Origin of the sequence: Moraxella oculi (assembly GCF_023336735.1) — a bacterium.
In the GTDB taxonomy this organism is placed as follows: Bacteria; Pseudomonadota; Gammaproteobacteria; order Pseudomonadales; family Moraxellaceae; genus Moraxella; species Moraxella oculi.
Window position 1 is genome coordinate 1 of record NZ_JAMBAQ010000032.1, and the last position, 6,124, is coordinate 6,124.

At 33.5% G+C, this 6,124-nt stretch carries 10 protein-coding genes and 1 pseudogene; 2 read left to right on the top strand and 9 right to left on the bottom strand.

From position 1 onward, the window contains the following. The first annotated feature begins 57 nt into the window (after positions 1-57). A complete protein-coding gene (locus M2R47_RS08910; protein ID WP_418001195.1) occupies positions 58-246 on the top strand; it encodes an IS3 family transposase in 189 nt (62 codons plus the stop codon). A gap of 51 nt (positions 247-297) precedes the next feature. On the opposite strand, the pseudogene M2R47_RS08915 reads toward M2R47_RS08910, so the two are convergent. Together M2R47_RS08915 and M2R47_RS08920 are read right to left on the bottom strand one after the other, a co-directional pair. Beyond that, positions 298-425: pseudogene (locus M2R47_RS08915) on the bottom strand (transposase); the annotation flags it as partial. A gap of 143 nt (positions 426-568) precedes the next feature. After that, positions 569-1,177 carry a recombinase family protein gene (locus tag M2R47_RS08920; RefSeq protein ID WP_249102261.1) on the bottom strand — a complete coding sequence of 203 codons (609 nt, stop codon included), beginning with the start codon at positions 1,175-1,177 and terminating at the stop codon, positions 569-571. 207 nt (positions 1,178-1,384) lie between these two features. Between M2R47_RS08920 and M2R47_RS08925 the strand changes: the two genes are divergently transcribed. Beyond that, on the top strand, positions 1,385-1,543 hold the full coding sequence (locus M2R47_RS08925; protein WP_249102263.1) for a hypothetical protein: 159 nt from the start codon (positions 1,385-1,387) through the stop codon (positions 1,541-1,543). Between the two features lie 46 nt (positions 1,544-1,589). On the opposite strand, the gene M2R47_RS08930 is transcribed toward M2R47_RS08925, so the two are convergent. The 7 genes from M2R47_RS08930 to M2R47_RS08955 all read right to left on the bottom strand — a co-directional run bounded on the left by M2R47_RS08930 (position 1,590) and on the right by M2R47_RS08955 (position 5,849). Then, complete coding sequence (locus tag M2R47_RS08930) at positions 1,590-1,904, bottom strand: phosphotransferase (protein WP_335341988.1); 315 nt, start codon at positions 1,902-1,904, stop codon at positions 1,590-1,592. Next, the gene (locus M2R47_RS08935) at positions 1,864-2,313 is read right to left on the bottom strand and encodes a hypothetical protein (protein WP_249102268.1); all 450 of its coding nucleotides are present in this window, start codon (positions 2,311-2,313) and stop codon (positions 1,864-1,866) included. Before M2R47_RS08935 ends, M2R47_RS08930 begins: the two co-directional genes overlap by 41 nt. Further along, positions 2,303-3,475: an MFS transporter gene (locus M2R47_RS08940; protein WP_249102270.1), complete on the bottom strand. Its 1,173-nt coding sequence runs from the start codon at positions 3,473-3,475 to the stop codon at positions 2,303-2,305. The genes M2R47_RS08935 and M2R47_RS08940 overlap by 11 nt, the downstream gene beginning before the upstream one ends. A 62-nt stretch (positions 3,476-3,537) precedes the next feature. Next, positions 3,538-4,482: a YcaO-like family protein gene (locus M2R47_RS08945; protein ID WP_249102281.1), complete on the bottom strand. Its 945-nt coding sequence runs from the start codon at positions 4,480-4,482 to the stop codon at positions 3,538-3,540. Beyond that, positions 4,469-5,098 (bottom strand): hypothetical protein, encoded by a 630-nt coding sequence (locus M2R47_RS08950; protein WP_249102283.1) that lies wholly within the window; start codon positions 5,096-5,098, stop codon positions 4,469-4,471. Before M2R47_RS08950 ends, M2R47_RS08945 begins: the two co-directional genes overlap by 14 nt. Then, entirely contained in the window at positions 5,086-5,544 is a 459-nt protein-coding gene (locus M2R47_RS09670; RefSeq protein ID WP_418001196.1) for an IS630 family transposase, read from the bottom strand. Before M2R47_RS09670 ends, M2R47_RS08950 begins: the two co-directional genes overlap by 13 nt. After that, positions 5,541-5,849, bottom strand: coding sequence for an IS630 transposase-related protein (locus tag M2R47_RS08955; protein WP_249102284.1), 309 nt, complete (start codon positions 5,847-5,849; stop codon positions 5,541-5,543). The genes M2R47_RS09670 and M2R47_RS08955 overlap by 4 nt, the downstream gene beginning before the upstream one ends. Between the last annotated feature and the right edge of the window lie 275 nt (positions 5,850-6,124).

Sequence of the window (6,124 nt, forward strand, 5' to 3'; positions counted from 1 at the left end):
TGCTTTGACTAAGTTTAAAGCAGATGAAGCACCAATATTGCATTCAAATCAGAGAGTATCAAAGGTGCATTAAAAGAAGAGATATTCTTTCATGACAAAAATCAAAGAAGATTTACTTCCATTGACAAGCTTAAACAAGTGATTGATGAATACATACACTACTACAATCATGATAGAATAAAGAGCAAATTAATTTGCACTTACACCAAGCGATATGAGCCTATCTTCATCCTCCTGGCTAATTAACATGAATCCGGCATAAGCATTTAACATAAAGACGGTTTAACAGGAGGCAAAATAAGCAGTCAAAGCAGACAAAAGATGACTAATAAAATCTGTAAGACTACGATGACGAGAATGCTCAATTTGAAACAAATTTTTGAGTTGGTCAAAACAGTTTCAATCAAAGCCCATTTATTCAATATTGATGTGTTTTTTAAATCATTTTCAATCAGTCTTTAAAGATTTTTTATGAGATCACCTACCGTTACCGCTAAGAAAGCCTTATTTTAACTTGGTTATATTTCAACGAAAGAGTCGCCAGAAAAACACAATAAACACAATCATCCTAACCCTTAGCAGATTTAATTTTTGCTATATAGCGATTCAATGTCGGCAGACTCACACCAAACTGCTCAGCAATTTTTGGCAAAGTAAGTGCTTTATATTCATCAATCGAGCTGTTTTTTGCTTCAATGATTTCCTCAAGCTCTTTAATTTGGGTTTTGCTCAACGCTGGTTTTCTGCCTTTATACGCACCCCTTGCTTTCGCTTTGGCAATACCCTCTCTTTGAGCTTCACGAATTAAAGAGCGGTTAAACTCCGCCACCGCACCTAAGATGTGCAGTAGGAATTTATCCATAGGGCTAGGCTGAGAACCATCGAGCGTTAAATTTTCTTTAATGGATTTGAAAATAACGCCCTTTTCGTGTAGCTGGTTGATGATGTGTAGCAAATCTTCTAGGTTTCTTGCCATACGGTCAAGACTATGCACAATGACCGTATCGCTATGTCGCACATAATCAATCATGGCTTTTAATTGTGGTCTTTCATGACTTGACCCAGTCATCTTGTCCGTAAATACTTTATCAAGAGTAATGCCGTCCAGCTGCCGCTCGGTATTTTTGTCGGTGCTAGATACTCTGATGTATCCAACAGTTTGATACTTGTTTGTCATAAATAATATCAATAGAGTTAGCTTTATTGATATTATTCTTTAATTATGGATGCTGTCATTTTTTTCATAGAATAAATCAAAAAATATTTGAAATTTTCTTTATTTTGCACTAGATTTATTTCAGCATATCATTTACCGATATGCGATTGGATGGAATTTTTGATTACATTTAATATTTGTTGAAAAGTTAAAACAAGGAGTAGTAATATGAGTCAGCAAAGAAAATCCACTGTTAATAAGGAATTTCATCAACCAAAAGCAGTTTTAGCTTTGGAAAAGCAAAAGATTAAAGTCACAAAGGTTAATATTAATAAAGCCGATGCATTATTAGAGGTTAATTCATTTATTAATGCTAGATGTAACTAACCATTCGCTCAATATACTCAGTTGAATCTGCAAAAAAAAGGGGGTATCAAGACATTATTTTTTGGTAATCCCTTAGTATTTTATCTGACCATTTCTTTATTTTATTTTTTTGAGATAGCAATAATTCATAATTTCCATATTCTAAAAAATCCATTATAAACAAAAGAAGTCGGTAAACTTGATAAAGATAATGCAAATCGGTGTTTTCTTCAATATTGTTAGGAAATAGTATAGCATCCTCCCAATCAATTATCTTTAAATGCTTATCGCCCATCATGATATTTCCTATGTGCAGATCCCCATGTAGTAAATAAAAATTTTTATATGTCATATTGTTTTTTTTCAATAATATCAATTGCATTTTTTGTAGTATGCATTAAAAAATTTAAATCAAAAATATATTGTAAATGAATACACCGGCCAACCTCTTTTTCCATGCCAACTATGGTATTTTTAATGAAATTTAAATCAAAACGATGCAAATTGAAAAATATTTGATTGTCTGCAATATACTCAAGAATATATCTATATATTCTTGAAATGTTTTTTCGTGAAGTATTTTTTGGGGCAGGATGTAGTCTTTCGAGAATTACTCCTTGGTGGTTAACGACATCTATCAATTTTGGGATATAGGGACACTGTGTTAATTTGATTAACACCTCTATCTCGCCCCTTAAACATCTTCGACTTTCCTTTTTTACAAACCTACCGCAACTACTTTCTGATACTTTACTAAACTCATTTAAATAGATTATTTTGTTAAATAACATTACCATTTCCTTTGAGATAAATAACATAACTTAAAAAGCTTAACAGCACAAGAAAGGATATAAAATAGTAGGATCCATGGATAAACAACATGGAATTAATGCTGATCATCGCCATATACAAAGCTGATAAGATGGATGCGTATAGATAGAGACTTGAAATTATCTCGCCAAACCGCTCCGATGCGACGGCTGTTTGTAATTTGGTAAATATAAAAATTGAACTTTGTAGTAATATACCAACTGCAAGTAAGATTCCATAGATTAATAGGGCATTGCTAAAATTCATAAAAGGAATTAATAAAGAAGCGAAAAATAGCATAGACAATGCGGCAACTTGATTATTTAGCTTTCTATATACTATCGCCCCAACAAAAGAACCTAAAGAGAAAAAAGCCTCTGCTATCCCCAACTCTTTTGAGCTGTATTTTAAATAACCTACCATCAAAGGGGCTAGGCTAGCCGGCATAGTAAATCCAATCAATAATAAAATATAATAACTCACATATAGGGATATGTTTTTGCTTTTTATTAAGTATAAAAACATCGACTCTTGAGTTTTGGCATTAGTGAGCATCCGCTCTATGTTACTCTTGTACTCATCCACCCTAGGAATCATCAAATTTATTTTCATCATAAGAAGCGAAATCAATCCCATTAAACACACAATAGTAACAACAGAATGATAAATGATAAAACCAGAAATAGCAGGACCAACAATATAGCCCACCTGTCTAGTTACCGAATAGTCTGAATTAATTTTTTGCAGACTTTTCGATTCAAATGTATTTTTAATATAGGTTGGATATGCTACTCTTATTAGAGAATCTGGAATGGAAGCACTAAGCGATATTAAAAATAATACCATCAATTTTTGGTCAAAAGAAACAAGGATAAAAATGGTGAGAAGGCTTAAGGACAGTCTAATTAAAAAAGCAGACGATAAGAGCGTGGTTGGAATACATGAAACCATCCAAGTTTTTAAAAAGAAATTAACCATTATACTTGTTATGATATAAGTAGCAAAGTAGAATGAAACATAAGAACCCCCACCAATGTCGCTGGCATAATAAGTGCCAAGAACCAATAAAGCACCGCTACAAACCCCACTTAAAAATGACAAAGATCCTAAAAGCAATATGAGATTTCCTTGATAAAGCCTCATAATTTATTCCCTATTCATTTGATAAACATTCTCTTTATTGTGAAAGCATGGCTCAATATGTTTTATATTGGCCAAAATTCATTGTTCTTTTTACTGGTTTCATAGTTAATTGGGAGTCCTAATACAAAACATTCGGTATAAAATAAACCGTCCAAATCCAAATCTCTAAAGAATACTTGGTCAAGATCAGGATTTATTTTTACCTTGTTTGAACCAGTGTTAATTTTATCTCTTAATAACTGATGACCTTTTTTAGATAATAGCCACTTTTGATTCTCATGTAAAAAATCTCGCCCTCCGAGATAGAAGGCCTCCAAGACCTGAATAGCTTCATAAAAAGCACCTTGTATAGATTGCATGATATTTGGTGAGCATTTAAATCCAGTCACCATCAACTCACTTCTATTATAAATAACAGACATTACTACATGATAGAATTCATCCCCAATAGAGAAAAATTCCACTAAAAACCCCTTACTCTCAATAATAGATATATAACGGTCAAAATAGCAGGGCTTTAGTAGTCTTTTGGCTTTTCTCTTCCCATTCCAAAATAAAGTCACATAAGACCTTTCTACAATCTCCATAAATGCAGAATTTCTTGCAAGTTCTAAAGACTTGTGGACCGATATTCCATTTGAAGTATGAGTATATGCATAAAAATTTTTCGTGTTTCTCGTTGGTCTATGTATTAGACGCTCCTTTCCTTTTAAATTTTTACATAATACCCAGTCGATACCTTTGCCCGATATATCAATGGCATGACCAAACAAAGAGGGATTAATCATTAACTCATTATTCCTGCTATATATTCCTATAAAATCCGCTTCCATATCGAACATAGTATCCCACTCCAAAGCTTCAGAAATAGCACTCTTCTCTCGTTGCAGGTTGTTTTTTCCGCTACCTACCGCAGTTGAAGGAGCTTTAGAACATTTGATAGTATGTATGCAGGGTAAAGAACTGCAAATAGGATTATCAAAAACCCTTAATTCATATTCTTTCAAGAGAATTAATCCATTTCTGAGATATTTCCAAGTGATTTAATGCTCCACGAATAATATCATTGGCAATATTAATATCGTAAAATTCTTGTTTGCAAATTACCTTTCTCCATACCTCGGAATGACCTATGTCATCATTTAATTTTGTATGCAAAAATAATGGTTTTACTGTTTCATATGGGAAATCATAGTGCTTCACTAATGAGAAAAATTGAGGGTCTTGATCAAGTGACTCTACCCCGGGACCTGTTTCTATCATAAATAATAAGGCCGCATAATGAGATTCTGATTTATCCGCAGAATGCTTCATAAAATTTACAAATTGCTCCACATGTGGATTCAACGGTTTACCTAACTCATCATGAATATTAAGACCAATGTATTGGAATATATTGGAATATATCTTCCAGTGATTTTCTTCTTCTCTCAAAAAGCTTTCCCAAAATTTTAACGCCGTATGGTCACCCTTTTCTCGACAGTTAACTATCATATGCCCAATATGTCTGGAAGCTGATTTTGTAAAATCAAACATAGACCTAATCCAGGCAAGGATTGATGATTTTTCAGCATACCCCCCAATAATTTTATGCATAAATGAGTCATTGTTTAAATCAAGCATCTTACACTCAAGTTTAAGTCAGGAGAGTAAGGAGGCAAGAACAATAAACGATGTCCATGCCTGTTTAGTAGCTTTTGGGTTCTTTTGTTTTTATGAAAAGGAGCATTGTCCATGACAATCGCGCATTTTCGCTTTAATTTTACAATTAAGGTGTGTTTTAACCAATCATAAACCGTTTGGGTGTTGGTGTGGTGTTTATGATAAGACAAAGCAAACAATTGATTGTGACATAAAGCACCAATGACATTAACCCTTAACCTGCTGTTTTGGTAGTTATGATACAAGATGCTAGGCTGACCAATAGGAGCATAACCATAAGGACGATAAGTGTGTGCTTCAAACCCTGATTCATCCATGTAGATGATCGGATAGTCTTGCTCTTGATAGGCGGTAAGTTTAGCTAAATACTCTAACTGCTTATTGATGTCTGACTTTGGGTGTATTATTTTGTTTTTTTATGAGTAATGCCCAATCTTTTTAAAGCTTTGTAAATGCCCATGTCAGTACAACCAAATCGTCTTGCTCGCTCATACAGATAATCGTAGGGATAATCTTTTACATCTTTGAGTAATGCCTCATCATCTATCTTTCTAGGCTTTACTTCTTTGGTGGGTTTAATCTGTATGTTTTGTTGCCAGTTTTGTAAGGTACGAGTAGAGACATTAAGTAAAGAAGCTACCTTGCGATAAGACATGCCTTTGTCATTGATGAGCGCCAAAGCTTTTTTACGAGAGTCTAAGGAGTAGGTCATGGTATTTAAAGCTCTATTTAATGAATGTTAGGGTATTGTAGCATATTTGGGGTTTGTGGGTGTGTATCATTATAATACATAAAAAATCAAGGTATTATGATTGTCAAATAGCATATTTTGCAAATTCAATATACCTTTCATAAGATGTGAATAATAAATTAAAAAAGACCGCTTTTTGATGAACCACCCCAAAAGTTAGACACCTTTGGGGTGTTTTTATGACCAAATACACAGACGACCTTGAGCTTTCAGTCATTCATCATTACCTTAATGGA